Annotated in this window: 18 protein-coding genes; 11 read left to right on the plus strand and 7 right to left on the minus strand. The window is 62.2% G+C overall.

Annotation, left to right across the window (positions count from 1 at the left end):
• Positions 1–196: 196 nt before the first annotated feature.
• From ACXAEK_RS07060 to ACXAEK_RS07090, 7 genes are read left to right on the plus strand one after another with little or no spacing between them, the layout of a single operon-like run.
• Positions 197–901, plus strand: coding sequence for a response regulator transcription factor (locus ACXAEK_RS07060; RefSeq protein ID WP_475040788.1), 705 nt, complete (start codon positions 197–199; stop codon positions 899–901).
• Between the two features lie 51 nt (positions 902–952).
• On the plus strand, positions 953–2,665 hold the full coding sequence (locus tag ACXAEK_RS07065) for a sensor N-terminal transmembrane domain-containing protein (RefSeq protein WP_475040789.1): 1,713 nt from the start codon (positions 953–955) through the stop codon (positions 2,663–2,665).
• A gap of 17 nt (positions 2,666–2,682) precedes the next feature.
• Positions 2,683–3,120, plus strand: a complete 438-nt coding sequence (locus tag ACXAEK_RS07070; RefSeq protein WP_475040791.1) for an HPr kinase/phosphorylase — start codon at positions 2,683–2,685, stop codon at positions 3,118–3,120.
• Positions 3,113–3,991: an RNase adapter RapZ gene (gene rapZ / locus ACXAEK_RS07075; RefSeq protein ID WP_475040792.1), complete on the plus strand. Its 879-nt coding sequence runs from the start codon at positions 3,113–3,115 to the stop codon at positions 3,989–3,991. The genes ACXAEK_RS07070 and rapZ overlap by 8 nt, the downstream gene beginning before the upstream one ends.
• A gap of 9 nt (positions 3,992–4,000) precedes the next feature.
• Complete coding sequence (locus tag ACXAEK_RS07080; protein WP_475040793.1) at positions 4,001–4,408, plus strand: PTS sugar transporter subunit IIA; 408 nt, start codon at positions 4,001–4,003, stop codon at positions 4,406–4,408.
• Complete coding sequence (locus tag ACXAEK_RS07085; protein ID WP_475040794.1) at positions 4,409–4,678, plus strand: HPr family phosphocarrier protein; 270 nt, start codon at positions 4,409–4,411, stop codon at positions 4,676–4,678.
• A 33-nt stretch (positions 4,679–4,711) separates the two neighbouring features.
• Positions 4,712–5,608 carry a lysophospholipid acyltransferase family protein gene (locus ACXAEK_RS07090; RefSeq protein WP_475040796.1) on the plus strand — a complete coding sequence of 299 codons (897 nt, stop codon included), beginning with the start codon at positions 4,712–4,714 and terminating at the stop codon, positions 5,606–5,608.
• A 69-nt stretch (positions 5,609–5,677) separates the two neighbouring features.
• Here the strand turns inward: ACXAEK_RS07090 and ACXAEK_RS07095 are convergent, their stop codons facing one another.
• Positions 5,678–6,553: a 3-hydroxybutyryl-CoA dehydrogenase gene (locus tag ACXAEK_RS07095; protein ID WP_475040797.1), complete on the minus strand. Its 876-nt coding sequence runs from the start codon at positions 6,551–6,553 to the stop codon at positions 5,678–5,680.
• 153 nt (positions 6,554–6,706) lie between these two features.
• Between ACXAEK_RS07095 and ACXAEK_RS07100 the strand changes: the two genes are divergently transcribed.
• A complete protein-coding gene (locus ACXAEK_RS07100) occupies positions 6,707–7,531 on the plus strand; it encodes a DUF6473 family protein (RefSeq protein ID WP_475040798.1) in 825 nt (274 codons plus the stop codon).
• A 66-nt stretch (positions 7,532–7,597) separates the two neighbouring features.
• On the opposite strand, the gene ACXAEK_RS07105 is transcribed toward ACXAEK_RS07100, so the two are convergent.
• From ACXAEK_RS07105 to ACXAEK_RS07130, 6 genes are all read right to left on the minus strand, one after another.
• A complete protein-coding gene (locus ACXAEK_RS07105; RefSeq protein ID WP_475040799.1) occupies positions 7,598–8,527 on the minus strand; it encodes an electron transfer flavoprotein subunit alpha/FixB family protein in 930 nt (309 codons plus the stop codon).
• Positions 8,527–9,285: an electron transfer flavoprotein subunit beta/FixA family protein gene (locus tag ACXAEK_RS07110; protein ID WP_039159202.1), complete on the minus strand. Its 759-nt coding sequence runs from the start codon at positions 9,283–9,285 to the stop codon at positions 8,527–8,529. Before ACXAEK_RS07110 ends, ACXAEK_RS07105 begins: the two co-directional genes overlap by 1 nt.
• A gap of 295 nt (positions 9,286–9,580) precedes the next feature.
• Positions 9,581–10,153, minus strand: a complete 573-nt coding sequence (locus ACXAEK_RS07115; protein WP_475040801.1) for a cob(I)yrinic acid a,c-diamide adenosyltransferase — start codon at positions 10,151–10,153, stop codon at positions 9,581–9,583.
• A 6-nt stretch (positions 10,154–10,159) separates the two neighbouring features.
• Entirely contained in the window at positions 10,160–10,363 is a 204-nt protein-coding gene (locus ACXAEK_RS07120) for a twin transmembrane helix small protein (RefSeq protein ID WP_475040802.1), read from the minus strand.
• Between the two features lie 64 nt (positions 10,364–10,427).
• Positions 10,428–11,261, minus strand: a complete 834-nt coding sequence (locus ACXAEK_RS07125) for an SDR family NAD(P)-dependent oxidoreductase (protein WP_475040804.1) — start codon at positions 11,259–11,261, stop codon at positions 10,428–10,430.
• A 35-nt stretch (positions 11,262–11,296) separates the two neighbouring features.
• Complete coding sequence (locus ACXAEK_RS07130; RefSeq protein WP_475040805.1) at positions 11,297–11,914, minus strand: SH3 domain-containing protein; 618 nt, start codon at positions 11,912–11,914, stop codon at positions 11,297–11,299.
• Between the two features lie 228 nt (positions 11,915–12,142).
• On the opposite strand from ACXAEK_RS07130, the gene ACXAEK_RS07135 reads away from it, so the two are divergent.
• The 3 genes from ACXAEK_RS07135 (at position 12,143) to tuf (ending at position 16,521) form a co-directional block, all read left to right on the plus strand.
• Positions 12,143–14,491: a DNA topoisomerase IV subunit A gene (locus ACXAEK_RS07135; protein WP_475040806.1), complete on the plus strand. Its 2,349-nt coding sequence runs from the start codon at positions 12,143–12,145 to the stop codon at positions 14,489–14,491.
• Positions 14,492–14,620: 129 nt separating this feature from the next.
• Positions 14,621–15,220: a hypothetical protein gene (locus tag ACXAEK_RS07140; RefSeq protein ID WP_475040808.1), complete on the plus strand. Its 600-nt coding sequence runs from the start codon at positions 14,621–14,623 to the stop codon at positions 15,218–15,220.
• A gap of 125 nt (positions 15,221–15,345) precedes the next feature.
• Positions 15,346–16,521 (plus strand): elongation factor Tu, encoded by a 1,176-nt coding sequence (tuf, locus tag ACXAEK_RS07145; RefSeq protein ID WP_475040809.1) that lies wholly within the window; start codon positions 15,346–15,348, stop codon positions 16,519–16,521.
• The last annotated feature ends 111 nt before the right edge of the window (positions 16,522–16,632 follow it).

The raw sequence follows: 16,632 nt of genomic DNA on the forward strand, positions 1-16,632 counted from the left end.
CAAGGCGATGTTTAGCGCAACCATTATTTTTTGCCGGCCAAAGCGCCCGCTTGTTCAGCAGACGCTAAGGTATTTTTGCCCCAATTGAACCCAAAGATCGCCAGGTTTCTTCAAATGGGATTGATTCGGCGCACTATAACGGCGATGAAAGTGGTAAAAACAAAACACAGAACAGAGCAGATTAGGGGCAATTCCAATGTCAAAGATTGCTTTGGTTGACGATGACAGGAACATCCTGACATCCGTTTCCATGACTCTTGAGGCTGAGGGCTTTGAGGTCGAAACTTATAATGACGGCCAGGCGGCACTGGACGCGTTTAATAAAAAGCTTCCGGATATGGCGGTGCTGGATATCAAGATGCCGCGCATGGATGGCATGGACCTGTTGCAGCGGCTGCGGCAGAAAACCCAGATGCCGGTGATCTTCCTCACCTCTAAGGATGACGAGATCGACGAGGTGCTGGGCCTGCGCATGGGGGCCGATGACTATGTAAAGAAACCGTTTTCCCAGCGTCTTCTGGTCGAGCGCATCCGCGCGCTGTTGCGCCGTCAGGAAGCAATCAGCAGCGATGCGTCCGGCAGCGCCTCGCCCGACGCCAAGGTGATGGAGCGCGGCAATCTGCGGATGGATCCGCTGCGCCACGCGGTCAGCTGGAAGGGCAAGGACGTGTCGCTGACGGTGACCGAATTCCTGCTGCTGCAGGCACTGGCCCAGCGGCCCGGTTTTGTCAAAAGCCGGGACCAGCTGATGGATGTGGCCTATGATGATCAGGTCTATGTGGACGACCGCACCATCGACAGCCACATCAAGCGCCTGCGCAAGAAGATGCGCAGCGCGGATTCGGATTTTGCGGCAATCGAAACCCTTTATGGAATCGGTTACCGTTATAATGAAGAATAAGCGGCACGCTTGAGCAGGGCGCTTTGCCCGCCGCCGAAGGAGTAAGCGCAGATGCGCGATACCAGCATAACGCAACGCCAGCAGGACGGCGATGTTGTTCTGGGGGAGGACTGGGTCACCCCGGATCAGTCAGTGACGCGGGAAATGCAGGTCAAGCGCGCGCGCCGCGGCCTCTTGTCTCTCAAGGGGTCGCCGCTGACTCGCAAGATCATCACCTTCAACCTGATCGCTCTGATCATCTTGGTTGCAGGGATTCTCTATCTGAACTCCTCGCGGCAAAGCCTGGTGCACCAGCGTGCCGGCACGCTGGTGTCGGAAGCGATGCTGGCGGCCAATGTGTTTGAGGCGGAAATGCCTGCCGCCGGTGCGGTCAGCTTTGCCGCGGGCGACGGGATCCAGGCCGAGGACACGCTGGCCCGCCTCAGCCTGCGCGGCGGTGTGGAGGCCTTTGTGTTCGACACGACAGGCAATCTTATTTCCAGTGTAAAGGGCGTGGACCGCAGCGATACCCTGAATGTGCTGAACGACAGCGGCCGCAGCCGCACGCTGATCAGCGATGCTTTGTCTGCCCTGTGGGACATTGCCGATGGCGGCGAAACGCCTGACGCGGAGGCCGGGTCCGGCCCCGCCCTGGAAGAGCGGCTGAGCGGTCTGGTCGACAAGGCGATGAACGGCGGGACCGGGGTTGAAACCGTTGTCGACACCAGCGGCAGCCGGGTAATAACTGCGGCCACTCCCATCATGCACAATGGCAGCGCCGTCGGCGTGATAGCGCTGACCTCTCCCACCGGCGAGGTGGATGCGCTGGTGCGCGGCGAACAGGAGCGGGTACTGCAGATGTTCGTGGTTGCCCTGCTGGTTTCGGTCGGTCTCAGCCTGGTGCTGGCCTCAACCATTGCCAATCCGCTGGCCGACCTGGCTGAGGCGGCGGAGCTGGGCCGCGAGCGCGGCAGCCGCAAGTCGAACCCGGGCCGTATCCGGATTCCCGATCTTTCGGCCCGTCCGGATGAAATCGGCCGCCTCAGCCGTGCCCTGCGCGGCATGGTCAAGGCGCTGTACACGCGGATCGACAGCAACGAGCAGTTTGCCGCGGATGTGGCGCATGAGATCAAGAACCCGCTCGCCAGCCTGCAATCTGCGGTTGGCACGCTGCGGATGGTCAAACGCGATGACCAGCGCGAAAAGCTGATGGATGTGATCGAACATGACGTCCGCCGCCTGGACCGGCTTGTCAGTGATATTTCCAACGCCTCGCGGCTGGATGCGGAGCTGGTCAAAGAGGAAGAGGAAGAGTTCGATCTTCTGACGATGCTTGGCAATCTGAACCAGTATCTGGGCGAGGACGCCCGGTCCAAGGGGATCGACTATATCACCGATCTGCCTGCCCAGCCGATCCTGCTGCAGGGGCTGGAGGCGCGCTTGGCGCAGGTCTTTGTCAACCTGATCACCAACGCCATTTCCTTTTGCGAGGACGGCGATGCGATCCGCGTCTGGGCCCGCCGCCGCGCCAACCGGGTGCTGGTGGTGGTTGAGGACACCGGCCCCGGAATCCCGGATCAGGCCCTCTCGAAAATTTTTAAACGCTTCTACTCGCAGCGCCCGGTGGAGCATTTCGGCAATAACTCCGGTCTTGGGTTGGCGATTTCCAAGCAAATCGTCGAGGCGCACGGCGGTGTGATCTGGGCCGAGAATATCCGTCCGACAGAGGCTGACGTTACTTCTGAACCCTTGGGCGCGCGTTTTGTGGTAGGTTTGCCTGTCTGATCCCGGTTTCTTCACCCATGTCTGAAACACAAAGCCTCATCCTGCATGCCTCCTGCGTCGCGCTGGAGGGGCAGGGGCTTTTGATTACCGGAACCTCCGGGCAGGGCAAATCCGCGCTGGCGCTGCAGCTGATGGCCTTTGGCACCCAGCTGGTGGCAGATGACCGGGTGCTGGTGCAGTTGCTGGACAGTCGGCTGGTTGCCAGCGCACCCGAACCGATCCGCGGCTTGGTGGAAGCCCGCTATATGGGCTTGCTGCATGCGCAGATCCGCAGCCCGGTGCCGGTAGCGGCGCTGGTGGACCTGGATGAGACTGAGACCGAACGCCTGCCGGTGCGCCATTCCACCCGGCTGCTGGGGCAGGAGATTGCCCGGCTGAAACGTGTGGATGGCGCGCATTTCGCACCGGCGCTGCTTCAATACCTTAGATGCGGAGCTCTGGACCCGGATGCCTGAGCCCAGGAACAAACCGGTGCCGGCAGTGCTTGTGACCGGCCCGTCGGGGGCGGGCCGGACCACAGCAATCAACGTGCTGGAGGATCTCGGGTTTGAAGCCATCGACAACCTGCCGCTGCGGCTGCTGCCGGGATTGCTCGAAACAGCCGCGGCCCCGCGGCCGGTGGCCCTGGGGCTGGACAGCCGCAACCGGGATTTCTCGCCGCGTGCGCTGCTGGATGTGATCGACATGATGTCAGGCCGCCAGGAGGTGGAGTTGACTGTGCTGTATCTCGATTCGCAGCCCGATGTGTTGCTGCGCCGCTACTCGGAAACCCGCCGCCGCCACCCTCTGGCGCCGGCTGAATCCCCGGGTGACGGCGTCCGGCGGGAGCTGGACCTGATGGCACCGATCCGGGACCGGGCCGATATCCTGCTCGACACATCCACGATGAATGTCCATCAGCTGAAGGCCGAGATTGAGCGCTGGTTCGCACCGGAGGGCCGCAGGCTGGCGCTGTCCGTGCAAAGCTTCTCTTACAAACGCGGAATCCCGCTTGGCATAGACATGGTCTTCGATTGCCGGTTTCTGGCCAATCCCTACTGGCAGCCGGAGCTGCGGCAACACAGCGGTTTGGATCAGGAGGTTCAGGAATACGTCCGCGCCGATGTGCGCTATGCCCCATTCTTTTCGCGGGTGCTGGATCTCACCCGCCTGCTGTTGCCCGCCTATCAGGAAGAGGGCAAGTCGCATCTTTCCATCGCCTTTGGCTGCACCGGAGGGCAGCACCGTTCAGTGACCTTGGCTGAATCCCTGGCCAAGGCTCTTGCAGAAGACGGCCAGCAAGTGTCAATTAGACACCGCGAGCTGCAAGGCCAGCAAAAGAAGTGAGAGGCCGGGTTGATCGGGATTGTGATCGTAGCGCATGGCGGACTGGCGGGGGAATACCTCGCCGCGGTGGAACACGTTGTGGGTCCGCAGCCCAGTCTGATGGCCATCGCCATCGGTCCTGAGGACGACCGGAAAGGCAAGCAGGATGAGATTTGCGCAGCCGCCAACGAGGTTGACAGCGGCGGCGGCGTGGTGGTGGTGACTGACCTTTACGGCGGTTCGCCCTCTAACCTCAGCCTCAAAGCCTGCGCGCCGCCGGACCGCCGCATTCTGTACGGTGCCAACCTGCCGATGCTGATCAAACTGGCGAAATCCCGCCACCTGCCGGTCGCCGATGCAGTCCGGCAGGCGATGGAGGCCGGGCGCAAGTACATCAATGCCCAGAACGTAAACCCTGACGGGGAGCAGGCACATTAAATGGCTCTGAAGACGCTGAAAATCATCAATGAAAAAGGGCTGCACGCCCGCGCCTCGGCCAAGCTGGTAGAGGTGGTCGAAGGGTTTGACGCCACGGCAGAAGTCTTAAAGGACGGCTTGTCCGCTTCCGGCGACAGTATTATGGGGCTTTTGATGTTGGCAGCCTCGAAAGGAACGACTATTGACGTCGAGACTTCGGGGCCTGATGCTGATGCGCTGGCACATGCGCTGGAAGCGCTGGTGGCGGACAAGTTCGGCGAAGGGTTCTAGGTCCGCGCCGGAAGCGGAACGGGAATAGACACATTGGCGGACACCGCACAAGACAGGAAGACCGGCATCACACCGGACACCGCTGAACAGGCAACGGGCGAGGTCTATGACCGCCGCACGCTGACCTATGCTAACTCTTTCGATGACCGTTGGACGTCCGTGGCGATCAAGACCATCGAATGGCTGACCGGCAAGCTGACCATCCTGCGTATGGTCAACAAGTTCGAGAAGCGGAACGCCGAGTACCGTGGTCAGAAGTTCTGGCGCGGCGCCCTCAACACCATGGGCATCGACCTGCAGACCCCGCAGACACAGATCGAAAATATCCCCGCAGACGGTCCTGTGGTGATCGTCGCCAACCACCCGCACGGGATGGTCGACGGCATGATCTTTGCTGATCTCATCGGCCGCCGCCGCCTCGATTACCGCATCCTGACCCGTTCGGTGCTGACCGGCCTGGATGAGGCGGCAACCTCCTTCATGATCCCGGTGCCCTTCCCGCATGACCCCGAAGCGCAGCGCAAGATGGTGGACATGCGGGCCAAGACCATGGCCTTCCTCAAGGAGGGCGGTGCGGTGGCCTTGTTCCCCTCGGGCGTAGTGATGTCGTCCGACAGCTGGTTCGGCCCCGCGGTAGAGCGCGAATGGAACGTCTTCACCGCCCAGCTGATCCGCCGCTCCGGCGCGCGGGTGGTGCCGATCTACTTCCCCGGCTCGAATTCCCGCTGGTATCAGATCGCCTGTCAGATCTCCCCGATCCTGCGCCAGGGCCTGCTGTTGCACGAAATCGTCCGCTCCTGCAACAAACCGCAGGCGCCGGTGGTCGGCAAGCCGCTAACGGATGAGCAGATGGAGCAGCTGCAAACCGACCCGCGCGGTTTCATGGCCTGGCTGCGTGACCACACGCTCAGCCTCGGTAAGCAAAGCTGAGCCCGCCTGATTATACTGCCGGAAACGAAAAAGCGCCCCGCGGGGCGCTTCTTTATTCTGTGCGGGCGGTTACCGGGTCGGAACCGGTACCTCGCCGCGGTAGTCATAAAAGCCGCGCTGGGTCTTGCGGCCCAGCCAGCCCGCCTCAACGTATTTGGTCAGCAGCGGGCAGGGGCGGTACTTGGTATCCGCCAGCCCGTCGTGCAGAACGTTCATGATCGCTAGGCAAGTGTCCAGGCCAATGAAATCCGCCAGCTCCAGGGGCCCCATCGGGTGGTTGGCGCCCAGCTTCATCGACTCGTCGATCGACTTCACAGACCCCACGCCCTCATAGAGCGTATAGACCGCCTCGTTGATCATCGGCATCAGGATCCGGTTGACGATGAAAGCCGGGAAATCCTCGGCGCTGGCCGAGGTCTTGCCCAGCCGCGCCACAACTTCCTGGCAGGCGTTGAAGGTTGGCTCGTCGGTGGCGATGCCGCGGATCAGCTCCACCAGCTGCATCACCGGCACCGGATTCATGAAATGGAACCCCATGAAACGCTCTGGCCGGTCGGTGCGGCTGGCCAGCCGGGTGATCGAGATCGAGGAGGTGTTGGAGGTCAGGATTGTATGCGGCTGCAGATGCGGCTGCAGGTCCTCAAAGATGGCCTGCTTCACGGTCTCGCGCTCGGTCGCCGCTTCGATCACCAGATCGGTTGCGCCCACGTCAGCCAGCTTCAGCGACGGTACGATACGCGCCAGCGCCGCCTTCACGTCGGCTTCGGAGATCTTGCCCTTGCTGGCCTGGCGTTCCATGTTCTTGTGAATCAGGCTCAGCGCGCCGTCCAGCGCCTGCTGGCTGACGTCATTCAGCACGACCTCGTACCCGGCCAGCGCCATAACATGGGCAATGCCGTTGCCCATCTGACCCGCGCCGATCACTCCAACCTTCTGAATTTCCATGCCTCAGGCTCCTGAAATATCTGCGGCAACCTTACTGGCCGGGGAAGGGCAGGCACAAGGGCAGCTTGAGCCGATTTGAGGCAAATTCTCACTTTAGGGAAATTGCAATGCTTGCCCTGCAAGGTGAGTCTCGGGTGAAAAATTGGTGGTGAAATGAGCTATGAACTCAAAAGCGCAGGTGCGCTTGCGGGGGAACCATGCAGATATGGGCAGTCCAGGCTGCTGGTTCGGGGGCCTCAACGGTCCCTGGATGCGCCTTATGTTGCCTTTCTTGGTGGAACCGAAGTCTACGGGCGATTCGTTGAGTTTCCCTTTGTCGACACCCTGCAGCCCCGCCTTGGCATAGACTGTATCAACCTGGGCAGCGTGAACGCCGGGCTGGACAGTTTTGTGCAGGACAAGACGCTGATCAATATTGCCCGGGGTGCGCACATCTCGGTGCTGCAGATGCTGAGTGCGCAGAACATTTCGAACCCGTACTACCGGGTCCACCCGCGCCGCAACGACCGCTTCCTGCAAGCCCAGCCGGCGCTCAAGACACTGTACCCGGAAGTGGACTTTACCGAATTCCACTTCAACAAGCACCTGCTCAGCACCCTTCAGGACATCTCCGGGCAGAGGTTCGAGCAGGTCCGGGAGCAGCTGCAGCGCAGCTGGCTGGAGCGGATGAGCGGCCTGATAGAAGAGCTGAAAGGCCGTGTTCTGCTGCTCTGGCTGCGTTATGAACTGGATGCCGACGGCGGCTTTACAGAAGAGCCGGTGCTGGTGGACCGGCCTATGGCGGATGCGCTGCGCCCCAAGGTCAGCGGCATTCTGGAGTTCAAGTCCTCCTCCGCGTCCACGGCTCAGGACATTGCCGGAATGGTCTTCGGTCAGATGGAACTGCCGGCTGCCCGCCACATGATCGGCCCCAAGGAGCATATGAGGATTGCAGACGCGCTCGCTGATCGCCTTCTCCCCCTGCTGCAAGGCAAGTGACGCCCGTGAACAGAAAAAGGCCCGCCATTCGGCGGGCCTTATCTTTGCCTAACACCTCAGTAGGGCTTAGCCAAGCTTTTCGGTCAGGGCCGGGACGGCTTCGAACAGGTCGGCAACCAGGCCAAAGTCCGCAACCTGGAAGATCGGTGCTTCTTCGTCCTTGTTGATCGCCACGATGACCTTGGAGTCCTTCATGCCGGCCAGGTGCTGAATAGCGCCGGAAATGCCGATGGCGACATAGAGGTCCGGAGCAACAACCTTGCCGGTCTGACCCACCTGCCAGTCGTTCGGGGCGTAGCCCGAGTCGACAGCCGCGCGGGATGCGCCGACAGCAGCGCCCAGTTTGTCGGCCAGGGTCTCGATCAGTTTGAAGTCTTCCTCGGAGCCAACGCCGCGGCCGCCAGAGACAACGATGCCGGCCGAGGTCAGCTCGGGGCGGTCGCTTGCGGCAACCTTGTCTTCGACCCACTCGGACAGGCCCGGGTTTGCCGCAGCAGAGATGGTTTCCACGGATGCGGAGCCGCCTTCGCCAGCTGCGTCAAAGGACGCGGTACGGATCGACACGACTTTCTTGGCGTCGTTCGACTTCACGGTCTGGATCGCGTTGCCGGCGTAGATCGGGCGCTCGAAGGTGTTGCCGTCGACAACGCCGGAAACGTCGGAGATCACCATCACGTCCAGCAGTGCCGCAACGCGCGGCAGGACGTTCTTGGCGTCGGTGGTGGCGGGTGCCACGATGTGCTCAAAGTCAGACGCCAGGCCAGCGATCAGTGCCGCGGTCGGTTCCGCCAGGCGGTGACCCAGGGATGCGTCTTCGGCAACCAGAACCTTGGCAACGTCTGCGATCTTGGCGGCTTCTTCGCCAGCCGCAGCAGCAGAGGCGCCAGCAGCCAGAACGGTCACGTCGCCCAGTTTGGAGGCTGCGGCAACAGCTTTTGCGGTTGCGTCCAGCGCCAGCGCGCCGTCGGTCACTTCAGCAAGGAGAAGAACAGCCATTACACAGCCCCCGCTTCTTTGAGTTTCTCAACCAGCTCGTCGACAGAACCGACCACGATGCCTGCGGCGCGTGCCGGCGGCTCTTCGGTCTTGACGATTTCCAGGCGCGGCGTGACGTCGACGCCGTAGTCGGCGGCGGTTTTCTCGTCCAGCGGCTTTTTCTTCGCCTTCATAATGTTGGGCAGCGACGCATAGCGCGGCTCGTTCAGGCGCAGGTCCACGGTGATGATGGCGGGCATCTTCACGGAAATGGTCTGCAGGCCGCCGTCAACCTCGCGGGTGACTTTTGCGGTTTCGCCTTCGATGTCCAGCTCGGAGGCAAAGGTGCCCTGGGACCAGCCCAGCAGCGCCGACAGCATCTGGCCGGTTGCGTTCATATCGTTGTCGATCGCCTGCTTGCCGCAGAGCACGACGCCGGGCTGCTCTTCCTCGACCACTTTGGCCAGGATTTTCGCAACGGCCAGCGGCTCGATGTCGGTGTGCACGTCGTCGGCAGCAACCACCAGGATGGCGCGGTCTGCGCCCATCGCCAGGGCGGTGCGCAGGGTTTCCTGAGCCTGCTTGACGCCGATGGAAACCGCAACCACCTCATCGGCCTTGCCGGCTTCTTTCAGGCGGATAGCTTCTTCGACAGCGATTTCGTCGAAGGGGTTCATCGACATTTTCACGTTGGCGAGATCGACACCGCTGCCGTCCGCTTTGACGCGGACCTTCACGTTGTAGTCAATCACGCGTTTGACAGGCACGAGTACCTTCATTTTGCGTTCTCTCCTTAACAAACGGCAAGCCGCCCCAGGGCGACTCCCCCTCTATGCTCTCGCAGCGTTGATACCGGCTGGTGTGCGCCTGCAACAGGGCAAAATCGTCACGTTAGCGCACGCCGACGTCGCGTTTGCTCATTTGGAACATCATTTTTGCAAGAATGTTTCCGGTGGGAAATCTGCCCGCCGCAACGGCAGGGCGCAGCTGGCCTGCGTGACGCGTTTGGCGCCGGATTCGCAAAAATCCGGCGCCAAAGGGCGAATCAGGCCGGGAAAACTGAGGCAGGTCGCCTCAGCGGTTGGCGCCGGGCACCCACAGTACGTCGTCCTTGCCACCGTTGTTGGCGGTGCGGGCGGCAACAAAGAACCAGTCGGAGAGACGGTTCAGGTATTTCACTGCCGCCGGGTTCACGTCCTCGGCAGTGCTGAGGTCGGTGGCCAGCCGTTCGGCGCGGCGCGCCACGGTGCGGCAGACATGCAAATGCGCCGCAAGGCGTGACCCGCCCGGCAGGATGAAGCTGCGCAGCGCCTCCAGATCCTTGTTCATGACGTCGATCTCGGCTTCCAGCCGCTCAACTTGCGCCGCCGCGACCCGCAGCGGCGGGTATTCCGCTTCGGCGTCCTTTTCCATCTCCGGACGGCACAGATCGGCGCCCAGATCGAATAAGTCATTCTGAATGCGGGCCAGGGCGGCATCCATTTCGCCCTCCGCCTCCAGCCGTGCGACCCCGACAAAGGAGTTCAGCTCATCCGAGGTGCCATAGGCATTGACCCGCGCCGAATGCTTGGCGACCCGCGCGCCGTTGCCGAGCGCGGTTTCGCCCTTGTCGCCGGTGCGGGTGTAAATCTTGTTCAGAACGACCATCGCCACTTATCCTCCCTGGCTGCGCAGATAGACGTAGGCCAGCAGGATCACCACTGCAATGAATTGAAACAGGATGCGCAGCCGCATCATCTTGTTTGCATTGCGGCGGTTGAACTCCCCGCCCTTTCCAAAGCCGCCGATGCCGACGACCAGCGCCACAACCACGGCAGCCACCGCAGCCAGCCCCAGATAATACAGCGGATCGCTCATCCTGTCCCCCAAGCGCATCAATTCGTTGGGCCTCATCTACCCTGCGCAGATGCAGATGGCGACCCTATCCGAGCTTTACAAGGATGCGGTCAATTGCCCGGGTCGGCAGGATGCGCCGCAGGAAACCGGCGATATAGGTGGGAGTGGTGACGTAGTAGCGCGGATGCGGCCGCCGGGATTCGCAGGCATGGGCCAGCTTGGCAGTGACAGCTGAGGCCGGCAGCTCGAACCGGTCCGGGCCGTTGCTGCCATCATACAGCCGCTTCAGCAGCCGCGATTCGTACAGTTCGCGCAGCGGCGACGCCTTCCAGTCGATGAAGCGCTCGAAATGCGGGATGGATTTCTCGCGGATTTTCGACGTCACCGGACCGGGCTCGATCAGCACCATGTGGATGCCGGTGCCGCGCAGCTCGACCCGCAGCGTGTCGGTCAGGCCCTCCAGCGCGTATTTTGTCGCTACATAGGCGCCCCGCCATGGGAAGGTGACAAAGCCCAGGATCGAGGAGTTCTGCACGATCCGCCCGTGCCCCTGCTTGCGCATCACCGGAATCACCTGCCGGGTCAGCTCGTGCCAGCCAAAGAAATTAGCCTCAAAAATGGTGCGCAGGGCCTCGGTGGGCAGATCCTCCACCGCACCGGGCAGACCGTGTGCGCCATTATTGAAAAGCGCATCCAGCGTGCCGCCGTTGGCTTCCAGCACTTCGGCAAGGCCTGATTCGATGCTGTTCGGGTCGGTGTAGTCGATCCTTGGGCTTTCAAACCCTTCGGCCCGCATCCGGTCGCAATCGCGCTGCTGGCGGCAGGAGGCAAACACCCGCCAGCCCCGTTCCCGCATGCCGCGGGCTGCGTCCAGGCCGATCCCGGAGGAGCAGCCGGTAATCAGGATGGTCTTTTTCAAGGTTTCGCCCTTTTGCCCGGAAACTACCGGTGCAGTTATGGGCGTTTCTTGCTCACCAGGGAAGCCGCAATCCATCCCACGTGCCCTTTGTCCGGCGCACGAAGGTGCAGCCAGCCGGTGCCGCTGTCTTCGATCACGATGACCTCATCCCCGCCCAGCAAGCGGGTGATTACCGGATAACTGGTGCCTGGCCCTTGCCGCATGTTCACTCGTGACGCACGGATACTGCGGCGGTCCAAAACGGCCTCTGGCTCCGGCTGCACGGCTTCCACGATGGCGGCAGGTGCTGCCGTGATCGCCGCCAAGCCGCCGTCAAGCGATGCCAGTTGCAGGCCACCAGGGGCGGGTTCGCCGGAAAAGGCTGTCTGAGTCGATGCAAGAACACCGGAAGCGCTGGCCAGATGCTGGGCCGCGACCCGCTGGCGCAGGGCCGGGTCCGCAGCCGGGCGGGCTGGCGTTTGAACCTGCGACCGGTGTGTCAGGACCGGCTGCGCAGTCAGCGCGGCAGCGGTGATTCTCACAGGCTGAGCCGCGGCAGGCTGCGCTGCCGCCACCGGCTCTGGCCGTTTAGGCGGTTCAAAATCCGCCCCTCCGCTCAGCTCGTAAAATCCCCATCCGAGGAAGGCAAATGATACCAGAACAAATCGCGACATAACCCGGTCCCCCCAGACCAACTAAAGGCGGCTGCATCAGAAAATGGATTTCCAGTACAAAAACGACCGGCGCAGCTGCCCGGTCCCTCTATACCTAGTGCATGTTAACGGCCAGGAAACAGGGGAGAGTCGCGCCGCTTCTCCCCGTGCCCTGGCAACCAGGCAGAGGTGTGCGAATTTCGCGCGCGCCCGCTTTACCAATTCCAGCGGCGGCAGTATCACCGATGCATGACCGACCTGGTAGAAGACCCCGACATGCCGTCCGCCCCTGAAGGTGGCGAAATCCGCGAACCGCTGCGCCGCGCCATTGGCGAGCGCTATCTGACCTATGCGCTTAGCACCATCATGCACCGGGCACTGCCCGACGCGCGTGACGGGCTGAAGCCGGTGCACCGGCGCATTCTTTATGCGATGAACCGCCTGCGGCTCAGCTCCTCCGGCGGCTTCCTGAAATCGGCCAAGATTTCCGGCGATACTATGGGCGACTTCCACCCCCACGGCGACGCCGCGATCTATGACGCGATGGCGCGCCTGGCGCAGGACTTCAACGTCCGTTACCCGCTGGTCGACGGTCAGGGCAACTTCGGCAACATCGACGGCGACAACCCGGCGGCGTCGCGCTACACCGAGGCGCGGATGACCTTCGTGGCCGAAGCGATGCTCGAAGGCCTCAATGAGGATTCGGTTGATTTCCGCGACAATTACGATGGCCGCCTGACTGAGCCGGCAGTTCTGCCCGCGACCTTCCCGAACATCCTTGCCAACGGTGCGGCCGGCATCGCGGTTGGCATGGCGACCAACATCCCGCCCCACAACATTGCAGAGCTGATCGACGCCTGCCTGCATCTGATCAAGACCCCGGATGCCCGCGATGACACCCTGCTGAACTACGTGCCGGGCCCGGATTTCCCAACCGGCGGCATCATCGTCGAGCCCAAGGAAAACATCGCCAAGGCCTACAGCACTGGCCGCGGCTCCTTCCGCCTGCGCTGCAAGCACGAGGTCGAGGACCTGGGCCGCGGCCAGTGGCAGGTTGTCGTCACCGAGATCCCCTATCAGGTCCAGAAATCCAAGCTGATCGAGAAGATCGCCGAGCTGATCCAGACCAAGAAGGTTCCGATCCTCGCCGACGTGCGCGACGAATCGGCGGACGACATCCGCATCATCCTGGAACCTAAGTCCAAGAATGTGGACCCCGAGGTTCTGATGAACATGATGTTCCGCAATTCGGACCTGGAAATCCGATTCAGCCTCAACATGAACGTTCTGATCGACGGTGTGACCCCCAAGGTCTGTTCAATGAAGGAGGTGCTGCGCGCCTTCCTCGACCACCGCCGCGATGTGCTGCAGCGCCGCTCGCGCCACCGGATGGAAAAGATCGACCACCGGCTGGAGGTCTTGGAGGGCTTCATCATCGCCTTCCTGAACCTCGACCGGGTGATCGACATCATCCGCTATGACGAGGACCCGAAGGCCGCCCTGATCCGCGAGGACTGGAGCAAGGACCACCCCCGCGCCTTCACCGAGGCCGAGTATGTCTCTCCGGCGCCCGGCGCGGGCGAACTGACAGAGGTGCAGGCTGAGGCGATCCTCAACATGCGCCTGCGGTCTTTGCGCAAACTGGAAGAAATCGAACTGGTCCGCGAACGCGATGCCCTGCGCGAGGAGCGCGCCGGGCTGGTCGAACTCTTGGCCTCCGAAGACCTGCAATGGTCCCGCATCTCCGAGCAGTTGAAAGAAACCAAGAAGCAGTTCGGCAAGGACTACGCCGGTGGAGCCCGCCGTACGTTGTTTGCCGAGGCCGGCGAGGTTGAGGACGTGCCGCTGGAGGCGATGATCGACCGCGAGCCGATCACCGTGGTCTGCTCACAGATGGGCTGGATCCGGGCGATGACTGGCCACATCGACCTGAACCGCGAGCTGAAGTTCAAGGACGGCGACGGCCCGCGCTTCATCTTCCACGCCGAAACCACCGACCGCCTGCTGGTGTTCGGCTCCAATGGACGTTTCTACACCTTGTCAGCCGCCAACCTGCCGGGCGGGCGCGGCATGGGCGAACCGCTGCGCCTGATGGTCGACCTGCCGAACGAGGCTGAGATCGTCGACCTGATGATCCACAACCCCGACGGCCGCCTGCTGGTGGCCTCGGATGCGGGCAACGGCTTCATCTGCGCTGAAAAGGAAATCGTCGCCCAGACCCGCAGCGGCAAGCAAGTGCTGAACGTCAAGGACGACGAGCGCGCCAAGATCTGTATTCCGGTCGAGGGCGACCATGTGGCCATCGTTTCTGAGAACGGCAAGTTCCTGGTTTTCTCCGTCGAGGAAATGCCGGAACTCACCCGCGGCAAGGGCGTGCGGCTGCAGAAGTACAACATGGCCCGCGGCAAGCAGGGCTCACTGGAGCTGGACGGCGGCCTTTCCGACATCACGACCTTCAACTGGGATGACGGGCTGCGCTGGGAAATGGGTGGCGGCAAGACCCGCCACGAGACCGACCTGACCCAGTGGCTCGGCAAGCGCGCCGGCGTGGGCAAACGCCCGCCGCACGGCTTCCCGCGCAACTACAAGTTCAAGTGAGGCAGCAGAAACCTGCCGCCTGCCTGTGCCCCCCGCGCCACCCGCGCGGGGGTTGCTGCTTCCGGACCTTTACCCCAACCGCCGCCCGCGGCTATCTGGGCGGGACCGAATTTCTCTTGGGGGACTTCCATGATCCGCGTTCTTTCCCTGCTGGCCTCTTTGACCCTGCTCACCGCCTGCGGTGAAACCCGCCTGGATGAGGCACCGGAGGATCTGGGTGCCTTCCAGGCCCGCGTCACCCATGTCTACACCGAGAAAGCGCTGCAATGGCCGCTGTCGCGCGACGCCGAGCACAGCGAATGGACCGCGCCGATCGAAAACGCGCTGAACACCCGCCTGCGCCGCTATGACGGCACCCAGGAATACGACGTTGCGGTGACGCTTGAGGGCTTCATGCTTGCGCCCCCCGGCGTGCCGGTGCTGTTCTCCCCCAAGAGCGCAGTGGTGGTGAATGTCTTTGTCTATGACGTGGCACAAAAGAAATTCCTGGCGAAGAAGCACCAGATGGAAATCTTCGAAAGCACCACTGGCGAAAGCGCCCTCCTGGGCTCCGGCCATGCCCGGACTAAGCAGGAACAGATCCAGGGCCTGGCCATCAATATCGCCGACAAGGTCGAGGAATGGATGGCCGAACAGCACGAGGTGGAGGGCTGGTTTGCCCCGCGCGCTGCGGTGGAACCCGCCACCGGCGCGGACGCGGCTGCGGCAGAGACGCAACCGGCTGGCTGAGGCGCGCGAAAACCGTCCCTGTCAAGCAGGAACGGGTTGATTTTTGCCGGCAAACCAAATAATCCGCCGGCGCAGAGGAAACCGGGTCGGCAAGCGACCCCTCATTTCAAAAGGGCGCCTAAGCAATGGCTAAGGAAAAGTTTGAACGTAATAAACCGCACGTCAACATCGGCACCGTTGGCCACGTTGACCACGGCAAGACCACTCTGACCGCGGCTATCACCAAATACTTCGGTGACTTCAAAGCCTACGACCAGATCGACGGCGCACCGGAAGAAAAAGCCCGCGGCATCACCATCTCGACCGCGCACGTCGAATATGAAACCGAAGCGCGCCACTATGCGCACGTCGACTGCCCCGGCCACGCCGACTACGTCAAGAACATGATCACCGGCGCAGCCCAGATGGACGGCGCGATCCTGGTTGTGAACGCTGCTGACGGCCCGATGCCGCAGACCCGCGAGCACATCCTGCTGGCCCGCCAGGTTGGCGTTCCGGCCCTGGTTGTCTTCATGAACAAAGTTGACCAGGTCGACGACGAAGAGCTGCTGGAGCTGGTGGAAATGGAAATCCGCGAGCTGCTGTCCTCCTACGAATTCCCGGGCGACGACATTCCGATCGTTGCGGGCTCCGCTCTGGCGGCGATGGAAGGCAACAACCCGGAAATCGGCGAAGAGAAGATCAAAGAACTGATGGCGGCCGTGGACGAATACATCCCGACCCCCGAGCGCGCGGTTGACCAGCCGTTCCTGATGCCGATCGAAGACGTGTTCTCGATCTCCGGCCGCGGCACCGTTGTGACCGGCCGTGTCGAGCGCGGTGTCATCAACGTTGGCGACGAGATCGAAATCGTCGGCATCAAAGACACTTCGAAAACCACCTGCACCGGCGTGGAAATGTTCCGCAAGCTGCTGGACCGCGGTGAAGCCGGCGACAACATCGGCGCCCTGCTGCGCGGTGTGGACCGTGATTCCGTCGAGCGCGGCCAGGTTCTGTGCAAGCCGGGTTCCGTGACCCCGCACACCAAGTTCGAAGCCGAAGCCTACATCCTGACCAAGGAAGAAGGCGGCCGCCACACCCCGTTCTTCGCGAACTACCGTCCGCAGTTCTACTTCCGCACCACCGACGTGACCGGCACCGTGACCCTGCCGGAAGGCACCGAGATGGTGATGCCGGGCGACAACCTGAAGTTCGCAGTTGAGCTGATCGCGCCGATCGCGATGGAAGACGGCCTGCGCTTCGCCATCCGCGAAGGCGGCCGCACCGTCGGCGCTGGCGTTGTTTCCAAAATCATTGAGTAAGACGGCTTTGCCGTCTGGCGGGCGGCAGTTGGTTTTGCGCAGCAAAATCAATGAGAGCCCGCGCCGGTGAGACAATAGAAAGGGCCTCCCTCGGGAGGCCCTTTTTCTATA

This window comes from Leisingera sp. ABM4_101 (assembly GCF_056158725.1).

Excerpts from the sequence above, each read along its gene's own strand:
- ACXAEK_RS07060 (WP_475040788.1), top strand. The coding sequence starts at position 197 with ATGTCAAAGATTGCTTTGGTTGACGATGACAGGAACATCCTGACATCC.
- ACXAEK_RS07065 (WP_475040789.1), top strand. The coding sequence starts at position 953 with ATGCGCGATACCAGCATAACGCAACGCCAGCAGGACGGCGATGTTGTT.
- ACXAEK_RS07070 (WP_475040791.1), top strand. The coding sequence starts at position 2,683 with ATGTCTGAAACACAAAGCCTCATCCTGCATGCCTCCTGCGTCGCGCTG.
- rapZ (WP_475040792.1), top strand. The coding sequence starts at position 3,113 with ATGCCTGAGCCCAGGAACAAACCGGTGCCGGCAGTGCTTGTGACCGGC.
- ACXAEK_RS07085 (WP_475040794.1), top strand. The coding sequence starts at position 4,409 with ATGGCTCTGAAGACGCTGAAAATCATCAATGAAAAAGGGCTGCACGCC.
- ACXAEK_RS07095 (WP_475040797.1), bottom strand. The coding sequence starts at position 6,553 with ATGGAAATTCAGAAGGTTGGAGTGATCGGCGCGGGTCAGATGGGCAAC.
- ACXAEK_RS07100 (WP_475040798.1), top strand. The coding sequence starts at position 6,707 with ATGAGCTATGAACTCAAAAGCGCAGGTGCGCTTGCGGGGGAACCATGC.
- ACXAEK_RS07105 (WP_475040799.1), bottom strand. The coding sequence starts at position 8,527 with ATGGCTGTTCTTCTCCTTGCTGAAGTGACCGACGGCGCGCTGGCGCTG.
- ACXAEK_RS07110 (WP_039159202.1), bottom strand. The coding sequence starts at position 9,285 with ATGAAGGTACTCGTGCCTGTCAAACGCGTGATTGACTACAACGTGAAG.
- ACXAEK_RS07115 (WP_475040801.1), bottom strand. The coding sequence starts at position 10,153 with ATGGTCGTTCTGAACAAGATTTACACCCGCACCGGCGACAAGGGCGAA.
- ACXAEK_RS07120 (WP_475040802.1), bottom strand. The coding sequence starts at position 10,363 with ATGAGCGATCCGCTGTATTATCTGGGGCTGGCTGCGGTGGCTGCCGTG.
- ACXAEK_RS07130 (WP_475040805.1), bottom strand. The coding sequence starts at position 11,914 with ATGTCGCGATTTGTTCTGGTATCATTTGCCTTCCTCGGATGGGGATTT.
- ACXAEK_RS07135 (WP_475040806.1), top strand. The coding sequence starts at position 12,143 with ATGACCGACCTGGTAGAAGACCCCGACATGCCGTCCGCCCCTGAAGGT.
- ACXAEK_RS07140 (WP_475040808.1), top strand. The coding sequence starts at position 14,621 with ATGATCCGCGTTCTTTCCCTGCTGGCCTCTTTGACCCTGCTCACCGCC.
- tuf (WP_475040809.1), top strand. The coding sequence starts at position 15,346 with ATGGCTAAGGAAAAGTTTGAACGTAATAAACCGCACGTCAACATCGGC.